This window comes from Azospirillum sp. OGB3 (assembly GCF_014192915.1).
GTDB lineage: Bacteria > Pseudomonadota > Alphaproteobacteria > Azospirillales > Azospirillaceae > Azospirillum.
Map to the genome: position 1 here is coordinate 294199 of NZ_JACHYN010000003.1, position 26580 is coordinate 320778.

The 26580-nt window shown below is 66.8% G+C and carries 20 protein-coding genes; 10 read left to right on the plus strand and 10 right to left on the minus strand.

Annotated features, from left to right (window positions below; genetic code table 11):
* Positions 1 to 42 precede the first annotated feature (42 nt).
* The 4 genes from FHW79_RS08855 to FHW79_RS08870 form a co-directional block, all read right to left on the minus strand.
* Positions 43 to 525, minus strand: coding sequence for an SUF system Fe-S cluster assembly regulator (locus FHW79_RS08855; RefSeq protein ID WP_149165066.1), 483 nt, complete (start codon positions 523 to 525; stop codon positions 43 to 45).
* Positions 526 to 799: 274 nt separating this feature from the next.
* A complete protein-coding gene (locus FHW79_RS08860; RefSeq protein WP_183178572.1) occupies positions 800 to 1792 on the minus strand; it encodes a hypothetical protein in 993 nt (330 codons plus the stop codon).
* A complete protein-coding gene (locus FHW79_RS08865) occupies positions 1789 to 2205 on the minus strand; it encodes a phage holin family protein (RefSeq protein ID WP_183178573.1) in 417 nt (138 codons plus the stop codon). Before FHW79_RS08865 ends, FHW79_RS08860 begins: the two co-directional genes overlap by 4 nt.
* Positions 2202 to 3209 (minus strand): hypothetical protein, encoded by a 1008-nt coding sequence (locus FHW79_RS08870; RefSeq protein WP_183178574.1) that lies wholly within the window; start codon positions 3207 to 3209, stop codon positions 2202 to 2204. The genes FHW79_RS08865 and FHW79_RS08870 overlap by 4 nt, the downstream gene beginning before the upstream one ends.
* Positions 3210 to 3592: 383 nt before the next feature.
* Here FHW79_RS08870 and FHW79_RS08875 point away from each other — a divergent pair, with 383 nt between their 5' ends.
* The 7 genes from FHW79_RS08875 (at position 3593) to FHW79_RS08905 (ending at position 12845) form a co-directional block, all read left to right on the plus strand.
* Entirely contained in the window at positions 3593 to 4915 is a 1323-nt protein-coding gene (locus FHW79_RS08875) for a hypothetical protein (protein WP_247884239.1), read from the plus strand.
* Positions 4916 to 5792: 877 nt separating this feature from the next.
* Positions 5793 to 6254: a hypothetical protein gene (locus tag FHW79_RS08880; RefSeq protein WP_247884240.1), complete on the plus strand. Its 462-nt coding sequence runs from the start codon at positions 5793 to 5795 to the stop codon at positions 6252 to 6254.
* The gene (locus FHW79_RS08885) at positions 6247 to 7047 is read left to right on the plus strand and encodes a response regulator transcription factor (RefSeq protein ID WP_183178575.1); all 801 of its coding nucleotides are present in this window, start codon (positions 6247 to 6249) and stop codon (positions 7045 to 7047) included. Before FHW79_RS08880 ends, FHW79_RS08885 begins: the two co-directional genes overlap by 8 nt.
* Positions 7028 to 8659 carry a HAMP domain-containing sensor histidine kinase gene (locus tag FHW79_RS08890; RefSeq protein ID WP_183178576.1) on the plus strand — a complete coding sequence of 544 codons (1632 nt, stop codon included), beginning with the start codon at positions 7028 to 7030 and terminating at the stop codon, positions 8657 to 8659. Before FHW79_RS08885 ends, FHW79_RS08890 begins: the two co-directional genes overlap by 20 nt.
* 156 nt (positions 8660 to 8815) lie before the next feature.
* Complete coding sequence (locus FHW79_RS08895; protein WP_183178577.1) at positions 8816 to 11401, plus strand: cation:proton antiporter; 2586 nt, start codon at positions 8816 to 8818, stop codon at positions 11399 to 11401.
* Between the two features lie 16 nt (positions 11402 to 11417).
* Positions 11418 to 12329: a DMT family transporter gene (locus FHW79_RS08900; RefSeq protein ID WP_183178578.1), complete on the plus strand. Its 912-nt coding sequence runs from the start codon at positions 11418 to 11420 to the stop codon at positions 12327 to 12329.
* A gap of 117 nt (positions 12330 to 12446) precedes the next feature.
* Positions 12447 to 12845: a hypothetical protein gene (locus FHW79_RS08905; RefSeq protein WP_109069503.1), complete on the plus strand. Its 399-nt coding sequence runs from the start codon at positions 12447 to 12449 to the stop codon at positions 12843 to 12845.
* Between the two features lie 24 nt (positions 12846 to 12869).
* Here the strand turns inward: FHW79_RS08905 and FHW79_RS08910 are convergent, their stop codons facing one another.
* The 5 genes from FHW79_RS08910 to rimI all read right to left on the minus strand — a co-directional run bounded on the left by FHW79_RS08910 (position 12870) and on the right by rimI (position 18808).
* A complete protein-coding gene (locus tag FHW79_RS08910) occupies positions 12870 to 14354 on the minus strand; it encodes an alkaline phosphatase D family protein (RefSeq protein WP_183178579.1) in 1485 nt (494 codons plus the stop codon).
* Positions 14355 to 14617: 263 nt separating this feature from the next.
* Complete coding sequence (locus FHW79_RS08915) at positions 14618 to 14845, minus strand: NepR family anti-sigma factor (RefSeq protein ID WP_246653896.1); 228 nt, start codon at positions 14843 to 14845, stop codon at positions 14618 to 14620.
* Positions 14846 to 15188: 343 nt separating this feature from the next.
* Complete coding sequence (locus tag FHW79_RS08920) at positions 15189 to 15626, minus strand: sigma-70 family RNA polymerase sigma factor (protein ID WP_237906122.1); 438 nt, start codon at positions 15624 to 15626, stop codon at positions 15189 to 15191.
* A gap of 507 nt (positions 15627 to 16133) precedes the next feature.
* On the minus strand, positions 16134 to 17615 hold the full coding sequence (locus FHW79_RS08925) for a RimK family protein (protein ID WP_183178580.1): 1482 nt from the start codon (positions 17613 to 17615) through the stop codon (positions 16134 to 16136).
* Positions 17615 to 18808 carry a ribosomal protein S18-alanine N-acetyltransferase gene (gene rimI, locus FHW79_RS08930; RefSeq protein WP_247884241.1) on the minus strand — a complete coding sequence of 398 codons (1194 nt, stop codon included), beginning with the start codon at positions 18806 to 18808 and terminating at the stop codon, positions 17615 to 17617. Before rimI ends, FHW79_RS08925 begins: the two co-directional genes overlap by 1 nt.
* A 301-nt stretch (positions 18809 to 19109) precedes the next feature.
* On the opposite strand from rimI, the gene FHW79_RS08935 reads away from it, so the two are divergent.
* Together FHW79_RS08935 and FHW79_RS08940 are read left to right on the plus strand one after the other, a co-directional pair.
* Positions 19110 to 21608, plus strand: coding sequence for a glycogen/starch/alpha-glucan phosphorylase (locus FHW79_RS08935; RefSeq protein WP_183178581.1), 2499 nt, complete (start codon positions 19110 to 19112; stop codon positions 21606 to 21608).
* 285 nt (positions 21609 to 21893) lie between these two features.
* Positions 21894 to 22907 (plus strand): aspartate-semialdehyde dehydrogenase, encoded by a 1014-nt coding sequence (locus FHW79_RS08940; protein WP_183178582.1) that lies wholly within the window; start codon positions 21894 to 21896, stop codon positions 22905 to 22907.
* 46 nt (positions 22908 to 22953) lie between these two features.
* On the opposite strand, the gene FHW79_RS08945 is transcribed toward FHW79_RS08940, so the two are convergent.
* On the minus strand, positions 22954 to 24555 hold the full coding sequence (locus FHW79_RS08945; protein ID WP_183178583.1) for a tetratricopeptide repeat protein: 1602 nt from the start codon (positions 24553 to 24555) through the stop codon (positions 22954 to 22956).
* Between the two features lie 224 nt (positions 24556 to 24779).
* Between FHW79_RS08945 and FHW79_RS08950 the strand changes: the two genes are divergently transcribed.
* Positions 24780 to 26387 carry a peptide chain release factor 3 gene (locus tag FHW79_RS08950; protein WP_103039104.1) on the plus strand — a complete coding sequence of 536 codons (1608 nt, stop codon included), beginning with the start codon at positions 24780 to 24782 and terminating at the stop codon, positions 26385 to 26387.
* Positions 26388 to 26580 lie beyond the last annotated feature (193 nt).

Genomic DNA, 26580 nt, shown 5'->3' on the forward strand with positions numbered 1-26580 from the left:
CTCTCGTTCCCTGAAAGCGTTTCCGATGAAGGCGCCGAAACGTCAGACGGCGGCGCGCCGTGCCGGACCTGGGCCGGCTCCAATGCTGTCGAGCGGGCCGGGTGGGCCCTCCGCCCAGGCGGGCGGTCCCATCATGTCGGCCAGCGTCACCTGTTCGAGCGCGCCGCGGATGGCGCTGTTGACCTTCTCCCAGCCGCCGCGCATCGGGCAAAGGCGCTGCACGCCGCACTGGCTGTCGCCGCCCTCCACGCAGGCGGTGAGCGCGATCGGGCCGTCGAGCGCCGTGATGATCTCGGCGATAGAGATTGCATCGGCGGCGCGGCTGAGCGCATAACCACCGGCGGCGCCGCGGTGCGAGGTCGTGAGGCCCGCCGGGGTCAGCGTCTTCATGAGCTTGGCGACCGTGGGGGAGGGCACGCCCGTGCGCTCCGCCAGATGGGAGACGGTGTGAACCGTGCCCACATGGCGCGCCATTTCGCTCATCACGACGATGGCGTAGTCGGTCAGCTTGCTCAGCCGGATCATGACCACCCCGATACAGGACTAAATTGGTCCTGATTAAGTGGCCATCATAGGACCTTTGTCAAGCGGAACCGGAGCGGGATAACCGGGAAAAACACTCGGGTATAAGGATGGCAGGCCTGCGCCCGGCGCACGCTGCGGCGAACTGTCGCGGGTTGTCTCCACCCGCGGGAAACCCTGCGCCGCGGTCGGACAACGAAAAACCGGCCCCGCGGTCGAGGCCGCAGGGCCGGTGCAGTCGGCGTGGAACCCGAAAGGAGCCGTGAGCAATGCCGGATCAGCCCGGCTTGCGCACCTCTTCCCGCGCCGCGTCGCTGACCGCGCTCACCGCGTCGCCGACCTCTTCCTTGGCGGCTTCGACCGCCGCGCGGGCGGCGCGGGTACCGCGGTCCATGGCGTCGAGGGCCATTTCCTTGGCACGGTGCGTCGCTTCGTCGGCGTAGTCGCCGACCCAGCGGTCCTCATAGCGGGAGGAGGGGATGCTGGCGCCCAGCGCAGCGCCCAGGGCCACGCCCATCATGCCCGCGACCATCGGATGATCGTCCACCATCTCCCAGAAGCGGCCGGTGGCGCTGTGCAGGCGGTCCGACGCCCGGAAGTGGCTGGCACCGCCCTGGTTGCCGCCGTGGTTGCCGATATGGCTGTCCACGCGGCTGCTCATGTCGCGGCGCATGCCCTGTGCCCGGTCCCGTGCGTGATCGGTCAGATCCTGCGCTCGGTCCCGCGCGTGGTCGGCCAAGCCGCGAACGCGGTCGCTGGCTTCGTCCACCGCGTCGTGCGCCCGTTCATAGACGTGACTGGCCGCATCCCGCACACTGTGGCCGGCGCTGTAGAAGGTGTCGCGGGCGTACTGCGCGGCGCTGCCGGCGCGGTCGCGAACGTTGTGCATCGCGCCGCTGCGCGCGATGCGCCGGTCGTAACCCGAGGCGGTCAGGGCCAGCCAGCCCAGCCCGATGCCGATCATGGCAAGCGGGATCGGGTTGCTGCGCATGGTGTCGCCGACCGAGTGGGACCGCTGGCGGGTCTGGTTGCGGATCGGCTCGTAATAGCGGTCCTGGGCGCGTTCGCCGTAGCCGCCGGTCGTGGTGTGCATCCGGTTCATGGTTTGCTCCATCAGGTGACGGGGAGCGAGCCGCGCGGCCTTGCGTTTCAGGACCTGGATCGTGTCGCCGATCCGGGCCTGACGTTCGCGGATCTCCCTCTGCATCGCGTCGTAATCGTGGGGCGACCCGTGCCCCTTCTCTCCGCCGTTCATTGGTTCATCGCTCATCGGGCAAGCTGGGAGCGGGCCCAGCGCTTGTCGTCCCGCAGCGTCTCGATGGTGCGTTGCGGCTGGAGATTCTCAGGGCTGAGCCGCTTCTTCCCGATCATCGCCAGCACGCCGCCGATGACGAGCACGACGGCGCCGACGATGACGGCGGCCAGCCAAGGTTCGACCACCTTGGACAAGGCCAGAACCCCCGCGGCCAGCAGCACGAGAACGCCCGCAAAGGCGATCAATCCGCCGGCGACGACGTAGGCCGCACCGCCCGCCGCCTGCCCGGCCTTCTCGGTCAGTTCGGCCTTGGCCAGTTCGATCTCGGTGCGGGCGAGGTTGGTGGTCTCCCGCGCCAGATCGGCGAAGAGGCCGGCGATGGGCCGGTCCTGCCGCGGATCGTAGGAACGGTCCTCCGCAGCGCTCATGGTTTGATTCCCTGGATCGGGGTGCCGCCGGACACAGGCTTGGATTCGGTGCCGCTGCCCTGTGTGGTGCCGGGCGTGGTGCCGGCGACCATCTCGGCAGCGTCACGGGTGCGTGCGGCGGTGGTCGCCGCGGTGGCGGTGTTCAGCGGGCGCGGGCCTTCCTGGTTGCGGCCGATCCCGCCCCCGGCCGACGTTATGGCCGTCGTCGACGTCATGCCGGTCGACGTCATGCCGGAGGAGGCGATGCCGGACGACAGGCCGGATCTCGGGCGCGCCGCGCCGGGGCCTTCCGTGGAGGTCGCTCCGCCGATGCCGCCGGTCCCGGTCCGGCGATGGCCGGCGAGATCATGGTCCGTGCGCAGAGCCTCCTGTCCGGCACGGTCGGCGCCGCGCAGGCCGAAGTCACGGTAGTCGTGATGCTCCTGGTCGCGACCACCGTAGCCACGATCATGCCGACTGTAACCGCCGGTCAGATGCGACGACGATGCGCCGCGAAATCGCCGTTCCCCGGAGCTTTTGACGAAGCGGGCGAACAGAAAGCCCACGGCGAAGGCGGCGCCGACGAAGACCTCCGGCTGGCGCCGCGCGAAACGCTCCACTTGGCCGACCATGTCGTCCACGGTCGAGTTGCGCAGCATGTCGGCCACCCGCTCCACCCGGTCGGCGGCCTGTCCGGCGTAATGGGCTGCGGTTCCGTTGTTCTCGTCGTTCAGCTGTTCCGCAGCCTTGTGCAGCGCGTTGGCAACACTGCCCAACTGGTCAGCGGCGCGGTCTGTCTGCGTTTCCAGAAGCGAACGGATGCGGCCCTGGGCGGCGCCGAGGGTGTCGCGGCCGGCATCGGCGGCCTCGCCGGACAAGCGGTGGATGTCGTCCGAGGAACCCCGGTGCTGCGAACGATCACTGCCCGATCCACTGCCCGGCCCATTGCCCGATCCTCTGTTCGCCATCGGGTCCGGCGTCTTGCGGTTCGGTTCGCCGGTGCCCAACGTATCGCGGTCTGCCATCTGTCTTCCTCCTCGGGGTCGGCTGCGGGGGTGTGTCCCGGTCCGCAGCCTGCGGCAATTCGCCGCGCTTTGCGGTGTCCGATGTCGGGAATCAAACACCTTCATGGGCATCGGAGTTCCAGGGTGTGTATTGCGTTCCTGCGAGGCAACGCGGGGTTGCCGGAGCCGGATGTGCGGGTGTTGTCGGAATTGGACCTATAAAGAAAGTGTGCTAAACTTATCCGTGAATTCGTGAAGGTTCCGATGAACCGGAGGAGGCGGCCGTGAACGGCATTTTTTCCGCTCTCGCCAACGGCCAGAACAGCCTTTTCCAACTCCAGAAAGCCAAGAAGGATTGGGAGCGGGCGCTGGAGGCCATGAATTACAAGGACGCCACGCAGAGTTTGGCCGACAAGGCCGACCAAGCGAAGATGCCGTTCACCATGACTCCGGAGCAGCAGAAGAACTTCACCGCCGTGGTCAACGCGTTGGAAGAGGCCAAGCGTGTCGGTGGTCCGAAGGCCGTCGCCGCGCAAAGGCTGGAGGAGGTCGAGCGCAAGATCGAAGAACTGAAGATGATGATGCGCCACAGCCGGGGCGACCGGGAAAAGCTGGTGCAGCTGGCGCGGGAGGCTGCGATCCTCGCCAAGCAGGCTGGACGGGCGGCGAAGGAGTATGGCGCGGGCGTGGCCGCCGCGGCTGAGATGGGGCTTCCCGGCGGGGCTGGGGCGCCTTCCGCCGGTGGCATTACCATTGAGCGAACGATCACCCGCACCTCCATCACCATGGTTCAGACGGAAATCGCCGTCGATGTGACGATGACCATCCGCGGCGACGGCGCGACGGCCGAGGGCGCCTTGACCGAAGGGACGCCGCCGGGGATGGCGGCGGCTCCGCCAACTCCGCCGCTGGCAACGGACGCTGTGACCGCAGACGTCACGAGCACGGCCGAGGATATGGCGGCCGGCGAAGAGGCGGCGGAAGACGGAGAGGCGCGTGCCGCCGAGGCTGTCGCGGCGGAGGTCGCCGGTCTGGCCGGGCAGGCCACGGCCCAAGGCGTTGCCCCGGATGGCAAGACCCTGTCGGACGGTAAGTCCGCTACCGAAAAGACGGCTGCTGAAAAGACGAAAGACGAAAAGGAAAAGGACTGGGCCGAAGGCAAAACCGACGAGGACGCCAAGGGCGGGCAGGGGACCGACCTTGAGCAGCTTATGAAAGACGTGGCGCCCAGCCTGAACGCCGCCCCCAACGCCCCGCCGGGCGACCGGATCCGCAACTACATCCAGCGGATGATGGCCGACAACGATCTGAAGATGTCGCGCTACCGCGAGGCCGACGAATTCGGGCGCCGGGTGGAGGCCGTCCTCGCCGAGGCGAAGTCGATCATCTCCGAAGCAAAGGCCGCCAACGAGTTGGATCAGGCCGAGGAGCGGCGAAAGGCGCGACGGGAATCTTTTAAGGATTACGACAAGATCGTTGAGGAATCCCAGGACAACGTCAATGAACTGCGTCAGGCGGCGTTCGGGTCCGGCACGACCCTCAAGGACTTCGTCGAGGCCATGACCGACCCGACCGACACCGACAGCACGGACGGCGGTTCCGGCGATCCCGAGACTACCGGTGGGGAGTCCGCAACCATGCTTCCGGCGGACAGTCTGCCGGACTTCGGTGGGGCGGCGGATCTGGGAATGCCGTCGCTGTCCGGTTCGATCAATCTGCTTGCTTAGATGCGCCGGTGCGCCGACGCGGCGGGCAACCCCTTCGCAAGCGTGATGGGCTCATCATTGGAAGTATCGCCATTAGGGTAATCCAGCCCATTTCGCAGTCAAAGCAGTCTTGACGAGGGCATCGGACGGGCGCAGGATCGCGGGTGTGAAGGTTGATGCTCGAAAAGCATTGTACGCACATCGCCGACCAGCGGTAACGCTGGCCGGATAGAAGGCTGGAGTTCAAGCGGCAACATCCTGTGAGACGCTGATACGGCGCTCTCATCTTAGAGATACTGTTGCCCGTCCGGCTGACCGGCGGTGGGGCCATACCCGGGTGGCTCCGCCGCCGATTGTTTTTGGGGCTCTTTTCCGCCCTTTCCTTTTCCCTTCCCATCCGCCGGTTTCTGCGCCCATGGGCTCGCGGTGCCACGCGCCGTGCGCAAGGACTCCCCATGCTTTTCCCGTCATAGGATAAGCCAAAGGGAAGTAAGGGTATTTGAAGCGATCGGCGCCCTCCGATCTAACCTCCAAATAGGGAATTTAGTTCGAAATCCGACCTATCGATAGGAGTAGGAACAAAAATTGGCCGCAAATGTGCGCAAAAAGGGGGTATCAAACAGGGGTTTAACGCCACATTAACCAGACTGGACTGACCTTGATCTCACGGAGGCGGCAAGTGCAGGCATGGGGCCAGCAACACCGCCCGCGAATTCAACCACGATGCTTGAAAGGCCCGACGATGACGATGACGGGTACCATATGCGAAGTGGCTGGAACCAATGCCGGAGTGGGGTGCCGGCGGCGGAAGGCGGGCCTTGTGCTGGCGGTTCTTCTGCTGGCCGGGTGCCCCGGCACCACGGTTCCTCCCGAAACTCAGACCGCCGGACCGACCGCCATGGCCGTTCCGGTGCCGAAGACGAAACCTGCTCCTCCGCGCGTCAAGACCGCGGGCAAGGATCAGGCGGCCACGCCGGCGGTGAACGGTCCGGGGACCGGCCCCGCCGCCGCGGTCATCGCCATGGCTGGGACAGAGGTGGCGGGGCTGCCCCCCGTACCGTTCGGCGGCGCCAGCCCGCCCGCCACCCTGTCCCCCGAAACGCTCGTCGGCCTGGACCAAGTCCAGACCCGGCGTCTCCTGGGCACCCCTGCCGCAACGGAAGAGGCGCCACCTGCAAAGGTGTGGCATTACGCTAAGGGCGATTGCTCGCTCAAAGTCTTCTTCTTCATGGACATGACGTCCTCCCAGGACTTCCGTGCCCTTTCCTACGATATGAAGAGCAGCGAAAATGTCCCAGATGTCGATAAACGATGCTTCGCTCAACTCCTTGCCCAAGGCTGGGATGTCCGCAATGACTGAGGCCGCCGTCGCCCGCGTGGCGCTGGTCGACGACGATGACCTGTTCCGCGAATCCCTCAGCCTCAACCTCGCCGACGAGGGGTATGAGGTCATCACCTTCGACCGTGGCGAACCCGCGCTCGACTTCTTCGCCGAGGGCGGTTCGGTGGACATCGTCCTGCTGGACTGGCGCATGCCGAAGATGGACGGCATCGACGTTCTCCGCCAGATGCGCTCCCGCGGCATCGACCTGCCGGTGATCTTCCTCACCGTGCTGTCGGACCAGATTTACGAAGAGGCCGCCCTGGCCGGCGGCGCGCTCGACTTCGTGGAGAAGTCGCGCAGCCTGTCCATCCTGCTGAAGCGCATGCGCCTCATCGTGGACGGCTCCAAGGGCACGCCCGAGGAGGCCGAGGGGCCGAAGGAGTCCGTCTACGCTCTGGGCAACCTCGACCTGCGCCTGGACAACAGCCGTGCCCTGTGGAACGGCAAGCGCATCGACCTGACGCTCACCGAGTTCAACATCGTCAAGCTGATGGCGACCCGTCCGGAAGAGGACGTGTCCTACCGCGAAATCTACGACCTCGTGCATGGCAAGGGCTTCCTGGCCGGTTACGGCCCGTCGGGCTACCGCGCCAACGTCCGCGCCTTCATCAAGCGCATCCGCCAGAAGTTCCGCGTGGTGGACTCCGAGTTCGATTGCATCGAGAACTATCCGGGCTTCGGCTACCGCTGGGGCAACGGCACCGGTGGCACGGGCCGCACGCGCGACGACGACGCGGATGTGATGGCCGATGGCGCTGCTGCCGATTGAGGCCCGCGGGCCTGACGAGGTGCGGGACGGGGCGGAACTCACCAAGGGAGGCTTCTCCATGGCGGGTTTCCCCGGCGGCCGGTTGCGGTGGCTGTGGCACTCGCTGGCCAGCCGGCTGGCGCTGCTGACCATCGTCTTCCTGGCGGTCCCGGTGCTGATCTACGATCAGTTCCAGCGGGCCGACACCACAACGCAGACCCTGCTGCTGCAAAGCGCGCAGCGGCAGGGCGAGCTGATCGCCCGCGCGCTGGAGCCGGATCTGTCCCGCGCCAACCGCGCGGCCCTGCCGCAGCTCGGCCCCATCCTGCGCCGCTTCGCGGACGGGAACACGCGGCTGAAGCTGCTCGTCCGGCCGCGCGCCCTGGCCGGCAACAACCTGATGGGCAGCGACGGCTTCTACTACGTCGCCGCCGCCCCGTCGGTGCCCACCGACGACCTCGATGCCGAGCGGCACCAGCTTCTCGAACAGGGGGTCCTGGACCGGCTGGGCGCGTCCTGCGCCGGCAACGAACCGCTGGCCCTGCGCCTGCCGCGCGCCTCCGGCGGCTACGAGATTCTGACCTCGGTCACGCCGATCAACACCGCCTTGGGCTGCTGGGCGCTGGTGACCAGCCACACCGCCGGCGGCTATCTGGAATCCTCCCTGGGTCGGCCTTATTGGAGCACGCCGGTCGTCCAGGCCGCGGCGATGATCTACATCGTCATGGCGGCGCTGGTGATGGCCGTGCTGCTGGGGGTCTGGCGCAACCTGCACCGTTTCGGTGACCTGGCCCGCGACATCGTGTCGGGCGGCATCGGCGAGGGCGGGCAGGGGTCCTTCACCAACCGCAACACCGTGCCGGAGCTGTCCGGGGTGGCCGAGGATTTCGACCGGCTGGTCGATACCCTGCGCGAAAGCGCGCGGTCGTTGCGCCGCGCGGCGGAGGACAACGCCCACGCCTACAAGACGCCCATCGCGGTCATCCGCCAGTCGGTGGAGCCGCTGCGCCGCTCCCTGTCCACCGAGGACAACCGCAGCCAGCGCGCCCTGACCATGATCGAGAAGTCGGTGGACAAGCTCGACGGTCTGGTCTCCTTCGGGCGGCGCATGGACGAGGCGGCCGCCGACCTGCTGGTCCCGCCGCGCCGCCGGGTGGACCTGTCCGATCTGGTCGAGCGCATGGCCGGCGGCTACACCAGCCTGCTCGCCGAACGGCAACTCCACATGCGCTCGCGCATCGAATCCGGGGTGGTCGTCCGGGCCAGCGAGGACATCCTGGAGACCGTCATCGAGAATCTGGTGGAGAACGCCGTCAGCTTCTCCCCGCCGGACGGCACCGTCAGCGTGCGTCTGACCCGCATCGGCGCCTGGGCGGAGCTGGTGGTCGAGGACGAGGGGCCGGGCGTCGATCCGGCAAACCTGCCGCGCATCTTCGAACGCTACTTCTCCCAGCGCGAGCCGGGACGGGGCATGCCGGAGGACGCGGCGGCGCAGAACCAGGCCGAGGCGACCCATTTCGGCATCGGCCTGTGGATCGTGCGGCGGAACATCGAAGCTTTCGGAGGCAAGGTGCGGGCCGAGAACCGCTCCACCGGCGGCTTCCGCATGACGGTGACCCTGGCGGTGGCGTGACGGGCGGGGCGCCCTGTACGCGCCCCTCCGTACGAGTGTGACCGGACCGTACGTCCGGTCACACGTACGGAACAGCTTTGTCCCTTATCCTGACCTTGCTCCCGCCCCAATCGGGCGATACCGTGCGCCGCGACCCTCCAAGGGCAAGGCAGCCCCATGCACGTCATCGTCATCTATGTCCTCGCGGTTTCCGGCCTTTTGGCGCTGGTCAGCCTGCTGCCGCCATTGGCGGCCCGGCTGCGGGTTCCCTACACAGTGCTGCTGGCTGCCGTGGGCGTGGCCCTGGGACTGGCGATCCAGACCTTTGCCGGGCAGGGCGGCACCGGACCCTTTCATGACTTCCTGAATTCCCTGGCCGAGATGGACATCTCGTCCGAAGTGCTGATCTACATCTTCCTGCCGGTGCTGTTGTTCGAAACGGCGCTGGCGGTGGACGTGCGGCGGCTGTTCGACGACGCGTGGCCAATCCTGCTGATGGCCGTGGTGGCGGTGTTCGTCTGCACCTTTGCCGTCGGCTACGCGCTCAATCTTTTCACCTCGATGGGGCTGGTTGCCTGCCTGCTGCTGGGGGCGATCGTCGCCACCACCGATCCGGCGGCGGTCGTCAGCATCTTCCGCGACCTCGGCGCGCCGCGCCGCCTCACCATGCTGGTCGAGGGCGAAAGCCTGCTGAACGATGCCGCGGCCATCGCGCTCTTCACGCTGCTGCTCGGCATGCTGACCCGCAACGCCCATGGCGGGGCGACCGAAGCGGCGATGGAGTTCCTGCGCGACTTCGCGGGCGGTGTGGCCACCGGCTATGTCTGCGGGCGCGTGGTCTGCATGATCGTCGAGCCGGTGCGCGGCCAGCCGATGGCCGAGATCACGCTGACGGTGGCGCTCGCCTATCTCAGCTACGTGTTGGCGGAGCATTACGTTGGGGCTTCCGGCGTCGTGGCCGTGGTCACGGCGGCGCTGGTCGTCGGGTCGATCGGACGCACGCGCATCTCCCCGGCCACCTGGGGGGCGCTGGAGCATGTCTGGAAGCAGCTCGGCTTCTGGGCCAATTCGCTGATCTTCCTGATGACGGCGCTGCTGGTGCCGCGCCTGCTCGGCGGCATCGGCTGGAGCGACGTCGGGCTGGTGCTGGTCGTGGTCGGGGCGGCGACGGTGGCGCGCGCTCTGGTGCTGTTTGGTCTGCTGCCGCTGCTGTCCGGCGCCGGTCTGGCCCAGCGGGTCAGCCACGCCTACAAGGCGGTGATGCTGTGGGGCGGCCTGCGCGGGGCTGTGTCGCTGACGCTGGCCCTGGCGGTCACCGAGAACGGGCGCGTTCCCGACCGGGTGCAGGGCTTCGTCGCCGTTCTGGTCACCGGCTTCGTCTTCTACACGCTGTTCATCAACGGGACGACGCTGCGCGCCGTCATCAACCTGCTCGGCCTCAACAAGCTGTCGCCGGTCGAGCACGCCATGCGCAATCGCGCGCTGGCCCTGTCGCTGGCCGGCGTGCGCGAGCGGGTGGAGGAACTGGCCCATCGCTACGAGGTGGATGAGCAGGCCGTCGGTTCCACCGTCTCCCAGTACAGCGACCGGCTCGACGCCATCGACCGGGAGCGGTCGACCGAAGCGCCGCTGAGCAACGAGGACCGCGTGACCATCGGCCTCGTCATCCTGGTGAACCGCGAGGAAGAGCTGTATTACGAGCACTTCCGCGAGGGCATCCTGTCGCGCGGCGTGGCGGAGCTGCTGAATCGCCGGACCGGACGCCTGCTTGACGCCGTGAAGGCCCAGGGACGCGCCGGTTACCGCGCCTTCGAAGAGCCCTTCATCTCCTTCACGCCCTGGATGCGGGTCGCCAGCCTGCTGCACCGCCGGCTGGGCATCCACGCGCCGCTGGCCCGCCGGCTCGCCTTCCGGTTCGAGATTCTTCTGGGCGTGCGCACCGTGCAGCGCGAGCTGCTGGAGTTCATCAACGACAAGGTCGGGCAGGTGCTGGGCACCGACGTCGCCTGCGAGCTGGAGGGCATCCTCACGGTGCGCCTCGCCATGGTCGAGCAGGCCCTGGCGGCCCTGAAGCTGCAATATCCCGACTACGCGCTGCTCCTGCAGAGCCGCTACGTCAGCCGCGCCGCCCTGCGGCTGGAGGAGGCGGATTACCGGGCGCTCTTCGCCGAATCGATCATCAGCCAGGAGATCCTGAGCGATCTGCAACGCGACCTGGACGACCGCCGCCGCGCGCTCGACGCCCTGCCGAAACTCGATCTGCGGCTTGATCTGATGGACCTCGTCGGGCGGGTGCCGCTGTTCGAAGGGCTGGAGGGCGACCGTCTGCGCGGCATCGCCACCTTGCTGAAGCCGCGGCTTGTCCTGCCCGGGGAAACCATCGTCCGACGGGGCGAGCGCGGCGACGCTATGTTCTTCATCGCGTCCGGCGCCGTGGAGGTGCTGGTTCCGGGGCTGGACGAGCCGGTCCAGCTCGGCACCGGGGAGGTGTTCGGCGAGATGGCCCTCCTGACCCGCCAGCGGCGCAACGCCGATGTGCGCGCGATGGGCTATTGCCAACTGCTGGTCCTGGATGTGAGAGACTTCCATCGGCTGGTGAAGAAGGACGCGAGCCTGCGCGCCCATCTCCAGTCGGTGGCCGAGGCGCGGCGCAACCCGCCGCCAAAGCCGGCCGAGACCGTTCAGGAGGTTGCCCCGCCGGTGGCGGACGCGCCTGCGATGGTCGAGGCCCCCGCCGCCGAAAGCGCGCAGGCACGGGGATAGGAGACGACGAGAGACGATGACCGTGCAAGCGACCACCGCCGCCGCGGGCGGGCGGCCCGATTGGGTGCGCCTGATGCCGGGCGTTTTCGTCCTGCTGTGGAGCACCGGGTTCATCGGCGCCAAATACGGCCTTCCCTACGCGGAGCCGCTGACCTTCCTGCTGGTCCGTCTGGGGCTGGTCGCGGTGATCCTCGGCGTCGTCGCCCTCGTCACCGGCGCCCCCTGGCCGAAGAGCTGGGCCGAGGCCGGGCGCATCGCGCTGGCCGGTCTGCTGGTGCATGGCGTCTATCTGACCGGCGTGTTCTGCGCCATCGCGAAGGGGATGCCGGCGGGGGTCACCGCTCTGATCGTCGGCATCCAGCCGCTGCTGACCGCCGCCCTCTCCGGCCCTTTGTTGGGCGAACGGGTGACGGGGCGGCAGTGGATCGGCTTCCTGATGGGGCTGGCCGGAGTCGGGCTGGTGGTGGGCGAGAAGCTCCATTTCGATTCGACCGACGCGCTGGGCATCGGTCTGGCGCTGGCCGCCCTGCTGGGCATCACCTTCGGCACGCTCTACCAGAAGCGCCACGGCACGGCGATGGACCTGCGCAGCGGGGCGGCCATCCAGTACGCCGCGACCGCGGCGGTTCTGGCCGTTCTGGCGCCGCTGTTCGAGACCATGCGCATCGACTGGACCGGGGAATTCGTCTTCGCGCTGCTGTGGCTCAGCTTCGTTCTTTCGGTGGGGGCGATCTTCCTGCTGTTCCTGCTGATCCGGCGCGGCGCCGCGGCGCGCGTGGCGAGCCTGTTCTATCTGGTCCCGCCGGTGACCGCGGTGATCGCCTGGGCGATGTTCGGGGAGCGGCTGGGGCTGCTGGCCCTGTCCGGCATGGCGCTGGCGGTGGCCGGGGTCGCCCTGGTGAACCGGAGCGCCAGACGCGCGGCCTGACGCCGTGCGCATTGCCTCGGCGGAGCGGTCCGACTATGCTTCCCCGCACCGGCACGATGTCCGGCGGTGTCCGCTGGTTCAACCACGCTTCGGCAAACCAACTCGGAAGTGAGTGTCATGGACGGCCTGGAGCCCATCTCGCTCGATGACAACCAGACCCTGCAGGCGATCGGCATCCTGGCCGATGTCCTGGATGGTGTGGACGGCCCCGGCGGGCTGGACACGGTTCTGGTTTCCAAGGCGCTGCGGCAGGTGATCGCCACCAAGTCCCAGCCGGCCTTCGAATTCGCCACCCGCGCCTTCAACACGCTCGACGCCGACGTGCGCCGTCAGGTGGCGGAGAACGCCGATCAGGCGGCCCACGATTCGGTCGAACTGCGCGCCCGCGTCGGCGGCTTCCTGGCGACCTCGGCCAAGGCGCCGGGGGCCGGGGGGCCGGCCACGCCGGCGCAGGCCACCAGCTTCCTCAACGCGCTCAACCTGCGCAACCGCCGGCGGTCGCCCCAGTCGGAGTGAGCCGGCTCGGCATTGGTCAGAGGTTCAGATCACCTGGGTGTAGCGGTTCGGCTGGCCCTCGGCGGACCAGCGGGCGTGGATCTGCCCCTTGCCGTCGAAGATCAGGGAAAGCCAGTTGCGCTGCCGGATGATTCGCTTGCCCGATTCGGGGAAGGCGGGCATTTCGAAGACATAACCGTTGGACAGGGTTTCCTTGCGGCCGGCCAGCCACTCCAGCGCGAAGGCGGTGGCCTTGGCGGGCGGCGGATGAACGACCCCCGACGCGATGAGCTGCCAGATCTCCACGCCGCCGCCGCGCAGCACCGCCCGCGCGCCCGCATGGATTTCGCCCGACACGGACGTCACCCGGCACCCGGTGCGCCGCGAGAACTCGGCCAGCAGGTCGAGCAGGCGCAGCCACTCCTCGCCGTGGGCTGGGCTGCGCCACTGGTCGCGCAGATCGTCTTCGATTCCGACCCGGACGGGCGATAGGCCGACCGCCCGCTCCATCACGCCGGTGTCGAGATAGAGCAGGGGCACGCTGGACATCAGGATCAGATGCCGGCAGCCCTTGAAGCGTTCCAGCCACTCCGGCAGGGCGTCCCAGACCCGGTCCGACAGAACGCGGCGGGGCGTGCGGTCACTGCGCATATCGAGCGCCAGAACGCCGACATCGCCAAGCCGGAATCCTTGGCTGAAGGAGTTCAACGGCGCTCCCCACACGCATTCCGGCTGGGCGTCTTCCATGGCCGCCAGTTGGAACAGCGAGAAATGGCGGCGGGCGGCCTCATAGACGCCGCGCCAGGTCGGGGACGTCATTTCCTCGTCCGGGTGGGACCCCCAGCCATCGAAGATATCGTGGTCGTCCCACATCATCACCGAAGGAATGCGGGCCGTCACCGCCGCGGTTTCCGGCTGGCTCCAGACCCGCAGGTAAAGGTCGAAGTAGAAGTCCGCCGCCTCTTTCGCCATGGCGGGGGTGAAGGGCTCGTCCAGGCGGGCGGCGTCCGTCCGCTTTTTCCAGGCGCTGAGCAGCGGCGGTTGGCGCCACACCGCGTCGGCGTAGAGCTGGTCGCCGCCTTGCAGCAGCAGATGGAAGCGCTCGGTCTCATGGCGGCGGCGCAGGTCGCCCCACAGGGCGTTGCGCGGTGCGGTCAGACTGGCAATCTTCTCTTCGTCTTCCGCCCCGTTGCAAGAGACATAGGCGATCCGTGGCGACGAGACGCGTCCCGGCACGGTCACCGCCCAGATGTCCCCCGGCGAAGCGCTGTCGGTGAAGCCATAAGCGGCCTCGACATCGCGGACGCCGCGAGGAATCGCGAAATCGAACCGCCAGACATGCCGGTTGCCCCACTGGGCGAGGTGGCGGGGTGGAACGGGCAGGGTGACGCCATCCACCCGCAGATCGTAGGGTTCAGCGTCGCCGTCCAACACGAAGAGGGCGGACAGCCACCAGCGGTCGCCTTGCTCTCCCCGGAAATAAAGGACGGGACCCAGAATGATGTTCGGTGCCGGCCTGCCGCGCGCCATGGACGCTGTTCATCCTCTTCGTTCCCGCCGGTCCGGGCGCCCATGGCCCAGCTTCCGTTTCTGCGGCTCCTGTTTATGGGAAAAGCCGCGGGTCTGTAAAAGGGGCAAGCATCGATCCGAAGGGGGAAGCCGGGTGAAAATGCGGGAGACCCCGCCATGGCGCCCACCATGGGGAGGGAGGCGCCGGGGGTGCGCACAAAAAAGCAGGCGGCCGGAACGCCCGGTCGCCCCTCATGTGACGATGGAACACGGGAATCGGGCGGCTAGCTTTTGCGGCGTTGCCTCAGCAGTTCGAGCATGCGCGCCGGTACCGGTTCTTCCAGCACGGGATCGTAAAGGCGGTGAAGCTCCTCCACATGGCTTCTGTGGAAGGTCACCACGGCCTTCGCGTCGGCGTCGTCCTCTACGGACTGCTCGAACTCCTGACGCTCCTTATCGTCCAAGGCACCGTCAAGATATGCGTTGATATGGTTCATCGTCACACGCTTCATATCTTTTGATCCCGGAACGTCTCCGGAGGCCATCCCCCCGAGACGGAAACGATCCGCGACGCAGAGTTCAATATAGTACGGCGGGCACGGCGTCGGGAGTGGTGTCGTACCTCTTCTTATGGGGATGATGCCGATACCGCCAAATGGTAGGCCTAGCGTATCCGATCGTTCCCCGTGGATGGTTGGCCACTCCGCAGCAGCCCTGCTCGTTTCGCTCGCGGGATGTAACAGCCGCTCTCATCGGTTGTTCCGACGGCCGAATGTCCGGACGCGACGGAAAAATCAATCTGTTGTACGGCTGCCATACCCCGCGGCGCATTCCCTGCCACGTCCCGGGCAGTCCTCAGGCAGCCATCAGGTTGTTCAGACGCTCGCGGGCCCGGCACAGGCGGGACCGGATGGTGCCAATCGAGACATTCAGCTTCTCGGCGGCTTCCTGATAAGGGCGACCCTCGATGGCGACCAGCTTCACGACCTTGCGCTGGCTGGGTGTGAGGGCGCCGAAGGCGCGGTCGACGTCGCGGAAGACGAGGCGGGCAATCTGGGACGCTTCGACCGACATGGCGCCGTCCCACAATTCGACCTTGGTGACGTGCTTCTCACGTTGGAGGTTGTTGAAATGCAGATTCTTCAGCATCGTGGTCAGCCAGGCCTGCATGTTGGTGCCGGGCTCGAAACGATGCTGGCGGGACAGCGCGCGAGCAAGACAGTCTTGGGTGAGATCCTCGGCGGCGCTGACGTCACGCGTCAATTTGCAGGCATAACGCTGCAGGTTCGGCATGCAACGGATCAGTTCGGATTCGAAACAATACGCCATTGTCGCTCTTCCTCCAGCTTCTCTTCATTCGGCGGGGCTGCCGGTCGGTGGTGACGGCGCCCCCGTCCCGAGATTTCAGTTCCCGAGATTCCGACTCCCGAGGCTTCGATGGGAGACGATCCCTTTTTCGACGCGTGGTCCCTTCCGGCGCCGGTCCTGTGGCCGCGCCGGTTCTGTGAATCGTGTCGGTGGTTTAGAATTCGGTGGTGCTGTCTAGCAGTGTCCGGGCGTCGGTCCGGCGCAGCACATCGAGCAGTTCGTCGTCATCAACGGTCTCCCGCTCTCCAGCTTGGGCAACTCCAAAGCGTTGATGCGCTTCGGTGTTGCTCCCGTTCGTGGTGACGTTGAATTCATAACGCGGTGGAAAGAGGCTTGTTCCCCGGCGGCCACAGCCGAAAACATCTTAGGAGGAGAAGTGTTTGGAATCCGGGGGGTATCCAAAGGGATGGCGGAACTGCCCGAAAGGGGATTTCAGGCTCCGGCGCTGGGCTTGCGCGGCCGCGCTTCCAGGCGGCGCAGGAATTCGCCCATGATGAGGCGGTACAGACCGTCCTTCAGCTTGGCATCCTCGACGCCGAGGTCGATGCTGGGGTTGTCGTTGATCTCGATGACGAAGACGCCGCGCTCGTTCTGCTTCACGTCCACGCCATAGAGCCCGTCGCCGATCAGCCCCGCCGCCTTCACCGCGGTCTCAATGACCTCGCGCGGCGCTTCCTCGACGGCCAGCGTGCGGGAGGAGCCCTGCTCGGCCCGGCCGTTGCCGCCGTGCTTGACGATCTGCCAGTGCTTCTTCGCCATCAGGTACTGGCAGACGTAGATCGGCTGACGGTTCAGCACGCCGACACGCCAGTCGAACTCGGTGTACATGAACTCCTGGGCCAGGATCACGTCGGACTGCTCGAACAGGCTTTCGGCCGTCGCCTCAAGCTCGCTGCGGCTCTGCACCTTGAAGACGCCGCGGGAGAAGGAGCCGTCCGGGATCTTGAGGACGATGGGGTAGGGAATGTCCTGGTCCAGCGTCGCCAAGCCGCGCTTGTCGAAGATCACCGTCTTTGGCGCCGGAATGCGGTTGGCGCGCAGCAATTCGGCCAAGTAGACCTTGTTGGTGCATTTCAGGATCGAGTTCGGATCGTCGATCACCGGCATGCCTTCCGTCGCCGCCTTCTTGGCGAAGCGGTAGGTGTGATGGTCGAGATTCGTCGTTTCGCGGATGAACAGCGCGTCGAACTCGGCGAGGCGGGCGTAGTCCTTCTTCTCGATCAACTCCACCGCGATGCCCAGGCTTTCCCCGGCCTTGACGAATTTCTGGAGCGCGCGCGGGCTGGAGGGGGGAAGCTCCTCCTTCGGGTTGTGCAGGATGGCCAGCGTGTAGCGCGGCGGCGCCTTTGCCGCCGGCTCCCGCCAGGACGTGCGGGTGTAGGCGTCCAGAGCCGCCTGGAACAGCGGCTCCTGGTCGGGCTGCAGGTCGGCCAGCGACAGCGGCTCCAACGCGTGAACGCTCCACCCCTCCTTCAGCCGCACCTGAACCTTCAGCAAGGGACAGCGGAACAGGTCGAAGATCGTCCGGGCAATGTCCTGGAAACGGGGGTCGTCGGCGTGGCCGAAGAAGAGGGTGAGGTTGAAGGAGGCTTCCGGCGGATGGTCCATCCGCTTGATGGCCTTGCGCAGCGCCTCCTCCACCTCGGCCAGTTGGGCGCGGTAGAAGGACTTCTGCGACAGGTCCAGGATGGTCCGCACGGAGGGGATCACCCGCTCGCCGCGCGCCTCCGCCAGCAGAGAGACGTAATAGCCGGTGCCCAGATAGCGGTAGCTGCGCGACAGGTTCAGCACCCGCGCACCGCGCGGCGCCTGCTCCGGGTGGGCGATGTAGTCGCGGGCGCTGATCACCGGCAGCCCGTCCTTCGCCCATTTCACGTCCGCCCGGCGGTCAACGACGAGAAGATGCGCGGGCATCAGCCGGAGAACCCATCGGTGGCCCGATCAGAGGACTGGGGGCGGAGGAGAAGGGCAGCCTTCAACTGGGCCTTGCCGTAGCGGGCCATGCGCTCGAAGTCGGCTTTCGGGATCGGCATGTTCATCCGGTCGATGTGAGCGTGGTGACGGTCGTACACAAGCGGATCATGAACATAGAGAAAGCGGTCGTCGGCACCGGTCACGACGACCCAGTGCGGAAATTTTTCGTGATAGATCCGGTAGGAGCTGATGAGCACGATGGGGATGGCCCCGCCCGCCACCGCGTCGGCCATGTCCTGGGCGCTCAGGGTGTTGTGGCGGACGGTGGCGCCGCTGCCCTCCAGCTCGTCGAGGAAGTCCTCGTGCACGATGCGCATGACCTCCTTCTTCTCGTCGCTGCGCACGCTGTCCAGGAAGGGGGTGGCGTTGTCCTTGATGTGGATGTCCACCGCGAAGCCGCGCCGCGCCGCCGCCAGCGCCAGCCCGAACGGGCCGCAGCCGCCATGGCCCGAGGTCATGAAGACGGTGGTCGATTCCCGCCACAGCCGGATCTCCAGCTTCCGCCCCAGTTCGATCTCGGCGGGCTTCAGCGCCTTCATCGCCATCATCAGCGCCGACGGGCCGCAGGTGAAGTCCAGGGTCTGCTGGTAGTAGGGGACCAGGGGGCCGCCCAACGGCGCGCTGGGGCCGCTGTGGCCGAGGCGCTTCTCCAGCCGCAGCGCCTCCATGTGGTCTTCATAATAGTCGGTGTAGACGCCGAACTCGCGGTAGCCGGCCTTCTTGTAGAGATCGATCGCCGCGGCGTTGTCGCGCCGCACCTCCAGCCGCAGGTAGATGCAGTCCCGCGAGCGGGCCGCCTGCTCCGCCGCGGCGAGCAGCCGCTTGGCGACGCCCTGGCCGCGGTGGTCGGGATCGACGGCGAAGGAGTAGAGCCGGGCGAGCGAGGTCCCGGAATGGAAGGACACCAGGGCGTAGCCGACGACGGCGCCGCTGTGGACTTCCACAAGTCCAGTGGCCTTGGCTTTCGTCAGCAAATATTGAAAACTACGTCGGGTCAGGCGGTCGGTGGCGAAACACCGCTCCTCGATGGCCAGCAGCGCGGGGATGTCCGCCGGCTGGGCCTGACGGAGCAGGATGGTGGCGTCGCCGGGCAGCTCCTGGCGGGAGTCCGCAGATACGGTATTGTCGAGCATCGGGAGGTTCAAAGAGGCTGACACGGACGCCATCTTACTCCCTCCAGCGGGGCTTCGCAGCGATTACCGATCTTCGGTGCGCCGCGGGGACGGTTCCCGTTTTGGCACAGCGCGTGTGGCACAAGGGCAAGTCTTGGCTGTTGCTCTGGACGAACGGCCTAGCCAATTCGACAGGCCGATTCGACTGGTTGGCGCAGCGACTTAAACGTTGCTTAACCATGGACCCCGGAAACTGCCGCCGATGGAAGACCGGCTGAATAACCGCCGCTCCAGTTGGCCCTGGAAAGAAGAAAGTCAAGACATGGACGCTCGGTATAAGTCCCGCGAGATCGAACGCCGCAGTCTGGATGTCGACGGGCTGAAGCGCTCGTTTCTGGAGTGGCTGGTTTATTCCGTCGGCAAGGACGCCCGGGCGGCGACCCGGCGCGACTGGTTCCACACCGTGGCGCTGGCCGTGCGCGACCGCCTCGTGGACCGCTGGATGGACACGACGCGGACCTATTACCAGCAGGACGCCAAGCGCGTTTACTACCTCTCGCTGGAATTCCTGATCGGCCGCCTTCTGACCAACAGCCTCGCCAACCTCGGCATCACCGACCAGTGCCGCCAGGCGCTCGACCGCATCGGCCTGAACCTCGACGACGTGGTGGAAGCGGAGCCGGACGCCGCGCTCGGCAACGGCGGCCTCGGCCGTCTGGCCGCCTGCTTCCTCGACAGCATGGCGTCGGAAGCGCTGCCCGGCTACGGCTACGGCATCCGCTACGAGTTCGGCCTGTTCGAGCAGCGCTTCGAGCATGGCTGGCAGGTCGAGTATCCGGAACAGTGGCTGCAATTCGGCAACCCGTGGGAATTCCCGCGTCCGGAGGTGCTGTATCCCGTCCAGTTCTATGGCCGTGTCGAGGAGTTCCGGGACTCGGTGGGCGAGCGCGCCTACCGCTGGGTCGACGCCGAACGCGTGCTGGCCATGGCCTATGACACGCCGGTGGTCGGCTACGGCGGCGATACGATCAACACGCTGCGCCTGTGGTCGGCCCGCGCCACGCGCGACTTCAACTTCGGCCACTTCAACGACGGCGCCTACATGAAGGCGGTCGAGCAGAAGGTGCTGACCGAGAATCTGAGCCGCGTCCTCTACCCGAACGACGCGACGGAGGGCGGCAAGGAGCTGCGGCTGAAGCAGGAGTACTTCTTCACCTCCGCCTCGCTGCAGGACATCCTGCGCCGCTATCTGCAGCACCATTCCAACTTCGACAGCCTGCCGGACAAGGCGGCGATCCAGCTCAACGACACGCACCCGGCGATCGGCATCGCCGAGCTGATGCGGCTGTTGGTGGACCAGCACGGCGTGACCTGGGACAAGGCGTGGGACATCACCCGCGCGACCTTCTCCTACACCAACCACACGCTGCTGCCGGAGGCGCTGGAGGCGTGGCCGGTGCGCATGATGGAGCGCGTGCTGCCGCGCCACATGCAGATCATCTACGAGATCAACGCCAAGTTCCTGAACCGCTCCAAGGCGCGGGCGGCCGGCGACAACGGGCGGCTGTCCCGCCTCTCGCTGATCGACGAGCGCGGCGACCGACGGGTGCGCATGGGCAATCTGGCCTTCCTCGGCTCGCACAAGGTCAACGGCGTGTCGGCCCTGCACACCGAGCTGATGAAGCAGACCGTCTTCGCCGACTTCCACGCGGAATTCCCGGAGCGCATCAACAACAAAACCAACGGCATCACCCCGCGCCGCTGGCTGCATCAGGCGAACCAGCCGCTGGCCGCGCTGATCACCAGCCGCATCGGCAACGGCTGGATCAAGGACCTCAGCCAGATCAGCGCGCTGGCGGAGAAGGCCGACGATCTGGTCTTCCGCGAGGAATTCCGCCGCGCCAAGCGCAAGAACAAGAAGCGGCTGGCCGCCTACATCGCGCGCCAGACCGGGGTGGACGTGCAGGTCGACAGCCTGTTCGACGTGCAGGTCAAGCGCATGCACGAGTACAAGCGCCAGCTCCTGAACATCCTCCAGGCGATCGCGCTGTACAACGAGATGCGCGACAACCCGACCGTCTCCTGGGTGCCGGTGACCAAGATCTTCGCCGGCAAGGCGGCGCCGAGCTATCACATGGCGAAGCTCATCATCAAGCTCATCAACGATGTGGCGAAGGTGGTGAATCACGACCCGTCGGTGCACGACAACCTGAAGATCGTGCTGCTGCCGAACTACAACGTGACGGCGGCGGAGATCATCATGCCGGCGGCGGACCTGTCGGAGCAGATCTCCACCGCGGGCATGGAGGCGTCGGGCACCGGCAACATGAAGCTGGCCCTGAACGGCGCGCTGACCATTGGCACGCTGGACGGCGCCAACGTCGAGATCCGTGAGCATGTGGGCGAGGACAACATCTTCATCTTCGGCCTGACCGCCGAGGAGGTGAACGACCTGCGGGCCAGCGGCGGCTTCAACCCGCGCGACGTCATCGCGTCGAACCCCAGCCTGAAGCGGGCGCTGGACATGATCTCCACCGGCGTCTTCTCGCCGGACGATCCTCACCGCTACCACCCGATCCTCCAGGCGCTGACCGACGGCGGCGACCATTTCCTGGTGACGGCGGATTTCTCCGACTACTGCCAGGCGCAGCAGGCGGCCATGGACCTCTACCGCGACCAGGAGGAATGGACGCGAAAGGCCATCCTGAACACCGCCAACATGGGCTGGTTCTCCTCCGACCGCACCATCATGGAGTATGCGACGGAGATCTGGGACGTGCATCCCGTGAAGCCGGAGCACCCCGCCGAAACCAAGGACTGACGCAGGGCCGTCCGGCACCGGACAAAAATTGCGGCGCGAAGGCGCGGGCGCTTTACAAGCCCCGCGCCTTTCGTTTATCTACCGGGTTATGAATCGCTCGCTCGCCATCACCACCACCACTACCAAAACGACCCGCTCCGGCGGGCCGTCGGATGGTGGCGTGCGTTGATCGAGTAAGACGCTTCACCCACCACGAAGGCCCCGCCGGACACGGACGGGGCCTTGGTGCATCTGGGGCCGCCGTCCACGCTCGATCCGGGCAAGACCAAAGGACGGACCACACCCATGAGCACCTCTTCTCCTTCTCCCCGCCGCGTCGCCATCGTCGGTGCCACGGGCGCCGTCGGCCGCGAGATGGTCGATGTTCTTCACCGCCGTTCGTTTCCGGTCGCGGAACTCGGCCTGTTCGCGTCGGAGCGCAGCGCCGGCCGCAAGGTCGAAACCCCGTTCGGCGAGAAGACCCTCGTGGCGTTCGACGTCGAGAAGGTGAAGGGCTACGACATCGTCCTGCTCGCCGTGTCCGGCGATTTCGCCAAGGAGCACGCGCCGGCCATCGCCGCCGGCGGGGCGCTGGTGATCGACAACTCCTCGGCCTTCCGCTACGACGACAACGTCCCGCTGATCGTGCCGGAGATCAACGCCCACGCCATGGGCGACGCCAAGCTGGTCTCCAACCCGAACTGCACGACCGCCATCGCCGTCGTGGCGCTCGGGCCGCTGCACAAGGCCTTCGGCCTGAAGCGCGTGATCGTCTCCACCTATCAGGCGACCAGCGGCGCCGGTGCGGAGGGCATGGCCGAGCTTGAGGAGCAGACCCGCAACCAGCTCGACGGCAAGCCGGTCGTCAACAGCGTGTTCCGCCACCCGATCCCCTTCAACCTGATCCCCCAGATCGACGCCTTCCAGGAGAACGGCTACACGAAGGAGGAGATGAAGGTGACCTGGGAGACCCGGAAGATTCTGGAGATCCCGGATCTGCCGGTGAGCTGCACCGCGGTGCGCATCCCGACCTACCGCGCTCATTCCGAAGCGATCACGGTCGAGACGCTGTCCCCGGTCACCCCGGACGCTGCCCGCGCCGTCCTGGCCGACGCGCCGGGTGTGGTGGTGAAGGACGTGCCGGCGGACGGCGTCTACCCGATGCCCATCAACGCCACCGGCCAGTTTGACGTCGAGGTCGGCCGCATCCGCACCAGCCTGATCTTCGGCGACCACGGCCTGGACCTGTTCGTCTGCGGTGACCAGCTCCTGAAGGGTGCGGCTCTGAACGCGGTGCAGATCGCCGAGCTGAGCCTCTGATCCACGGCCCGATCCCCCTCTCCCGCATCCAGCGGGGGAGGGGCGGTCAGGCCACCCCGTCGTCGAGAATATTGCGCAAACGCGCGCACGCGGCATCGACGAAACGTTCGACCGCCGCCGCATCGTCGGCGTTCCGGAACACCGGCCGGATGTTGGGGCACCACAGCGAGCGCCCGTCGCGCAGGCTGAAGTTCTGAACGAAGGGGCGCGTCAACAGAACCGTCGGAACGCCCAGAGCATCGGCCAAGTGGGCGGTGACGTTGGGAATCGACACCACCGCGTCCAGCGCGGCGATCGCGCCGGCGAGCCGGTCGATGTCGGTGAACGGGTCGAAGGCGCCAGGTGAGTGAAGGACAAAGCCATGGCGGTCGCGCAGCGCGCGGATTTCCTCCGCATGGTCGCCGTACTGGAGCGTGACGAAGACGACACCCGGCAGGCCGAGCAGCGGGCGCAGCGCTTCCAGGGTGAGTGATTTTCCGGTGTCGGCGGTGCTGGAACTGGTCCAGGAAATGCCGACCTTGGGACCCGCTCCTAAGGCTTCGAAGTGGCGCCGGCTGTCGGCGACGGCGGATGGATCGGCGACCAGATAGCGGCGTCGGGCTGGGATGGTCGCCTCCGTGGGGCGCAGCCACCGCATCAGGTCGAAGGCGCTGCACTGCCGGGTGATCCCCCCCACCGTCGTGACCGGCGGATCGGTGCGCGGTATGAAATCGATGTCGGGAAAGCTGCGCCGGAACAGCGGCAACAGCTTTGGGGTGGTGTCGATGACGACGCGCTCCGCGCGTTCGGCGATCTCACCATAGAGGCCGGCATAGAGAATTTCCTCCCCGATGGCGTATGGCTGCCAGACCCGCAGCCGCTCTCCGGCAAGGGGGGCTCCCACCCAACGCGGCTCCGGAAACCGGCGCGCCCGTCCGGCGAATGGGCCATCGGGATAGGCGGCGTACCCTCGGTCGAGGTGGTGCCAAGCCTCCGCAAGACGGCCAAGGCCAAGGTGAATCCGGCAAAGGTTGAAATGTGCCCGCCAATCCCGGGCGTCGCCGGCCACGGCGCCGGTCAAGGCATCGACCGCTTCGCCGATCCGGGATTGCTGGAACAGTGCCAGGCCCAACGCGCACAACAGTCGCGGATGGTCCGGAGCGGTCCGCAGGCCGGCGCGGGCATGCTCCTCGGCGCCGAGCAGGTCATTGACCTCCCTGCGCGCGTCGGACAGGACGGCCCTGGCTTCGGGACATTCGGGATCGGTCCGCAACACATCCTGGGCCGTCTCAGCGGCCTCGTCGAACCGGCTGAGCGACGAGAGCGTCTTCGCCAGTTCGATCAGCGCCCCACCATGACCGGGCGCCAGGGCGAGGCAGGAGCGCAGGCTGTGCTCCGCTTCCTGAAATTGACCAGACAGCAGGTGGACACGGCCGAGATTCAGGTGAATGTCCGCGTTATCGGGGATGCGTGCGACCGCCGTGGCGAGGCTGTCCCGTGCCTCGTCCAGTCGGTCCATCTGCGCCTGGGCGATTCCCTGAAGGTACAGCGCATTGCCGTTTTCCGGATCGACCGCCAGGATTTGCCGGCAAACATGCTCGGCCTGCGCCGGTTGCCCCGCTTGCAGGCAGTCGACGGCCACCATCAGCGCTTCCTGGAGCGTCGCCATCCGGGTTCTTCCTCACACGGGCGTTAAGCCGGTGGAAGGCTACGGGTTGGAAATGGCGCCAGTCAAGCCACGCGGCGGTGCAGGCATATGGTCCCGCTCATACGGCGACACTGGCACCTTTGCCATCCCGCTGCTAAATATAGCCCCGAACGATGAGGGCCGAGGGGCAGCGACGCTTCCGGCCCTCCTTCTCTTTGTCGCTACGCTGGTTACGGGATTCGCGCATGTCCGAGCTTCTGGACGCTGTTTCCCGGCGTCGAACCTTCGCGATCATCGCGCACCCCGACGCCGGCAAGACCACCCTCACCGAAAAGCTGCTGCTGTTCGGTGGTGCCATTCAGATGGCCGGCGCCGTGAAGGCCCGCGGCGAGCAGCGCCGCGCCAAGTCGGACTGGATGAAGGTGGAGCGCGAGCGCGGCATCTCCGTGACCGCGTCCGTCATGACCTTCGATTACGAGGGGCGCACCTTCAACCTGCTGGACACGCCGGGCCACGAGGACTTCTCGGAGGACACCTACCGGACGCTGACCGCGGTGGACAGCGCCGTCATGGTGATCGACGGCGCGAAGGGCATCGAAAGCCAGACCCTGAAGCTGTTCGAGGTCTGCCGCCTGCGCGACGTGCCGATCATCACCTTCTGCAACAAGATGGACCGCGAGGCGCGCGATCCCTTCGACCTCATCTCCGAGATCGAAAGCTCGCTGGCGCTGGAGGTCACCCCGGCGAGCTGGCCTATCGGCATGGGCCGCGATTTCCTCGGCTGCTACGACCTGATCCGCGACCGCCTGATCCTGATGGATCGCACCAAGGGCGACGAGATCGACGACGGCATCGAGTGCAACGGCCTCGACGACCCGCGCCTCGACGAGCTGCTGCCGGACCACGCCGTGGCGAAGCTGCGCGAGGAGGTGGAGATGGCCCGCGGGCTGATGCCGCCCTTCGACCTGGAGGCCTATCGCGCCGGCCATCTGACGCCGATTTATTTCGGCTCGGCGATCAACAACTTCGGCGTGCGCGAGCTGCTCCAGGGCCTCGCTGAGAACGCCCCGCCGCCGCGCCCGCAGCCGGCGGAGCAGCGCTCGGTGCAGCCGGACGAGGGCAAGTTCAGCGGCTTCGTGTTCAAGGTCCAGGCCAACATGGACCCCAACCACCGCGACCGCATCGCCTTCGTGCGCATCTGCTCCGGCAAGTTCAAGCGCGGCGCCAAGCTGAAGCATGTCCGCTCGGGCAAGCTGATGGCGGTGAACAACGCCGTGCTGTTCCTGGCCCGCGACCGCGAATTGGCGGAAGAGGCGTGGCCCGGCGACATCATGGGCATCCCCAACCACGGCAGCCTTCGCATCGGCGACACGCTGACCGAGGGTGAGGATCTGCGCTTCACCGGCGTGCCGAGTTTCGCGCCGGAACTGCTGCAGCGCGTTCGGCTGGAAGACCCGATGCGCGTGAAGCACCTGCGCAAGGCGCTGGAGCATTTCGCAGAGGAGGGCGCCTCCCAGGTGTTCAAGCCACTGACCGGGGCGGATTGGGTGGTCGGCGTGGTCGGCCAGCTCCAGTTCGAGGTGCTGGCCGCCCGCATCGAGGCGGAATACGGCCTCGCCGCCCGCTTCGAAGGGGCGGGGGTGGACGCCGCCCGCTGGATCGAGACGGACGACGAGGACCAGCTCAAGAAGTTCCTCGACCTCAACCGCTCGGCGGCGGCGGAGGACCATGACGGCGCGCTGGTGTTCCTGGCCCGCAACGCCTGGCATCTGAACCGCACGCAGGAGGATTTTCCGGCCCTGCGCTTCCTGAAGACCCGCGAGCAAAACCGCAAGGTGCATACCGCGGCGTAACGTTCATACAGAACCATGCGGAACGCGCTGACCATTGGCTGGCATCGCGTTCCGCGTGTTGCTCCGCCCCTCTGATTCGAGTAGCGTTCGCTGATGCAGCCTCCGCGGCATGGTGCCGCAAGGCGTTGTGCTTCAAGGTTTCGGGGCGAGATCAGAGAAACGGCGGAATTTCTGGACCCGGCTGGACCGTGGT

Coding starts and splice junctions, on each gene's coding strand:
- FHW79_RS08855 (WP_149165066.1), bottom strand. CDS start 525: ATGATCCGGCTGAGCAAGCTGACCGACTACGCCATCGTCGTGATGAGC.
- FHW79_RS08860 (WP_183178572.1), bottom strand. CDS start 1,792: ATGAGCGATGAACCAATGAACGGCGGAGAGAAGGGGCACGGGTCGCCC.
- FHW79_RS08865 (WP_183178573.1), bottom strand. CDS start 2,205: ATGAGCGCTGCGGAGGACCGTTCCTACGATCCGCGGCAGGACCGGCCC.
- FHW79_RS08870 (WP_183178574.1), bottom strand. CDS start 3,209: ATGGCAGACCGCGATACGTTGGGCACCGGCGAACCGAACCGCAAGACG.
- FHW79_RS08880 (WP_247884240.1), top strand. CDS start 5,793: ATGGCCGTTCCGGTGCCGAAGACGAAACCTGCTCCTCCGCGCGTCAAG.
- FHW79_RS08885 (WP_183178575.1), top strand. CDS start 6,247: ATGACTGAGGCCGCCGTCGCCCGCGTGGCGCTGGTCGACGACGATGAC.
- FHW79_RS08890 (WP_183178576.1), top strand. CDS start 7,028: ATGGCGCTGCTGCCGATTGAGGCCCGCGGGCCTGACGAGGTGCGGGAC.
- FHW79_RS08895 (WP_183178577.1), top strand. CDS start 8,816: ATGCACGTCATCGTCATCTATGTCCTCGCGGTTTCCGGCCTTTTGGCG.
- FHW79_RS08900 (WP_183178578.1), top strand. CDS start 11,418: ATGACCGTGCAAGCGACCACCGCCGCCGCGGGCGGGCGGCCCGATTGG.
- FHW79_RS08905 (WP_109069503.1), top strand. CDS start 12,447: ATGGACGGCCTGGAGCCCATCTCGCTCGATGACAACCAGACCCTGCAG.
- FHW79_RS08910 (WP_183178579.1), bottom strand. CDS start 14,354: ATGGCGCGCGGCAGGCCGGCACCGAACATCATTCTGGGTCCCGTCCTT.
- FHW79_RS08915 (WP_246653896.1), bottom strand. CDS start 14,845: ATGAAGCGTGTGACGATGAACCATATCAACGCATATCTTGACGGTGCC.
- FHW79_RS08920 (WP_237906122.1), bottom strand. CDS start 15,626: ATGCCGAACCTGCAGCGTTATGCCTGCAAATTGACGCGTGACGTCAGC.
- FHW79_RS08925 (WP_183178580.1), bottom strand. CDS start 17,615: ATGCCCGCGCATCTTCTCGTCGTTGACCGCCGGGCGGACGTGAAATGG.
- rimI (WP_247884241.1), bottom strand. CDS start 18,808: ATGCTCGACAATACCGTATCTGCGGACTCCCGCCAGGAGCTGCCCGGC.
- FHW79_RS08935 (WP_183178581.1), top strand. CDS start 19,110: ATGGACGCTCGGTATAAGTCCCGCGAGATCGAACGCCGCAGTCTGGAT.
- FHW79_RS08940 (WP_183178582.1), top strand. CDS start 21,894: ATGAGCACCTCTTCTCCTTCTCCCCGCCGCGTCGCCATCGTCGGTGCC.
- FHW79_RS08945 (WP_183178583.1), bottom strand. CDS start 24,555: ATGGCGACGCTCCAGGAAGCGCTGATGGTGGCCGTCGACTGCCTGCAA.
- FHW79_RS08950 (WP_103039104.1), top strand. CDS start 24,780: ATGTCCGAGCTTCTGGACGCTGTTTCCCGGCGTCGAACCTTCGCGATC.